At 58.8% G+C, this 1388-nt stretch carries 2 protein-coding genes; both read left to right on the forward strand.

Annotation, left to right across the window (positions count from 1 at the left end; all coding sequences use genetic code 11):
* The first annotated feature begins 137 nt into the window (after positions 1 to 137).
* The gene (locus UP10_RS44310; protein WP_156179754.1) at positions 138 to 290 is read left to right on the forward strand and encodes a hypothetical protein; all 153 of its coding nucleotides are present in this window, start codon (positions 138 to 140) and stop codon (positions 288 to 290) included.
* A gap of 150 nt (positions 291 to 440) precedes the next feature.
* Positions 441 to 680, forward strand: coding sequence for a hypothetical protein (locus UP10_RS16165; RefSeq protein ID WP_044587263.1), 240 nt, complete (start codon positions 441 to 443; stop codon positions 678 to 680).
* Positions 681 to 1388: the final 708 nt, after the last annotated feature.

Below are 1388 nucleotides of genomic sequence, written 5' to 3' on the forward strand. Positions count from 1 at the left end.
GGATCTGATAACGGCTTCCAGCAGAACAATGAATTTCTCTGAGAGCATCGGCGTCGCCTCATGATGAGGATTTGACCACTTGTTTAGCTCAGACTGCTCGTGGTGCGTGTGAGCTGGATCACAATGATCGAACCCCGTTGTTCGACACCATCAACGCTAGGCCCCATCTGTTGCGGGACGACTTCGCGTTCGGAGAAAATGGTTTCGTGGCCGCCGGCCGGCTCAAAGAGGGGCCTGACATCGGCGGGTGTCGACATGAAGCGGCGCCGACGATTGCACCGGAAGCGTGACCGGCAGCGGCTGGTGACACACGCCCGGCAGCCACGGCGATCGGTAACTGCGAATTAACTCGTCGGGGTCACCTTCACTACGACCTTCTGGATTGAGCTACAGCCGTCGCTGGGAATCCCCCGCGGCGGCTTTTTCGTAGGATCCCCGAGATGGACTATCCGGCCTTCACTGGCGAAAGCCTCACGATGATGTACGCGGCCGTTCGCGGTGCGCTGGCTGCCGATGATGCAGCGGAGCGCGTCGGCGCCGAACCGAAGTTCAAGGTGCGGGACACATCGGAGTGGAAGAAACACGCGGCCGATCTGGAGGCCGAGATGCTGAGACGCGGGATGCTCTTCGAGGTGATCGATTGGTTCGAGGGGCAGGACTCGTTTCCCTTCGACAAATAGGTCGCCTCTTGCTCACCCACCTTTATGCGGTGCTTGTGGCATCGGCTGAGGACATTCGCGGCACATGCCCGCCGGCTGTCCCGATAGTCCCAAAACGATGCGCCGCCGGGCTCGAAATACACGTCCCGGCGGCGGCCTGTTCCAGGCTGGGGCTCTATAATTCCCAGTACTTCGATATCAGCAAGCAGCGGGCCAGCGGCCACAGCGATGGCCGGAACTCTAAATGCGTCCTCAGTTATCGTTCGCAGCCAAGGGCCGAGTGGCCCCGTCAGCACCTGACACGAACAGCCCACGGGCAGTCCGTGGTCGCGTTGCTAACTCCCGTTCAATCTCCGCCATCAATTGGTGAATCTCATCAATGCTATAACTTTCCAAAACCTCGGTTAGAAGCTCCGTCATCCAGTCGGGTGCTGGTACGCGGTGGTTTGACATGGCGTGACCCGCAATTGGTCAGGCAGAAGAACACTCTCAGTCGCCGAAAATTGCCTAATGCTGAACGGCGATGGCTGAGGCCTGTTTCAAAACTGGGGCCCTGAAATCCCAGTGATATGAAATTAGCGAATGCATTGCCAAGCAGATGTGAAGTGGTTCACGCTGGCGCGTGGCAACTTCGGATTTAATGAGCGCGGAGTGTTAATGCCCCCAACCCCGACACTCCAAGCGCGCGGCCTCGGTCCCCAAAGACTGGGGCCGTACCTTTTGGGGTGA

Source organism: Bradyrhizobium sp. LTSPM299, from assembly GCF_000938235.1.
Lineage (GTDB): Bacteria > Pseudomonadota > Alphaproteobacteria > Rhizobiales > Xanthobacteraceae > Bradyrhizobium.

Coding starts and splice junctions, on each gene's coding strand:
- UP10_RS16165 (WP_044587263.1), top strand. CDS start 441: ATGGACTATCCGGCCTTCACTGGCGAAAGCCTCACGATGATGTACGCG.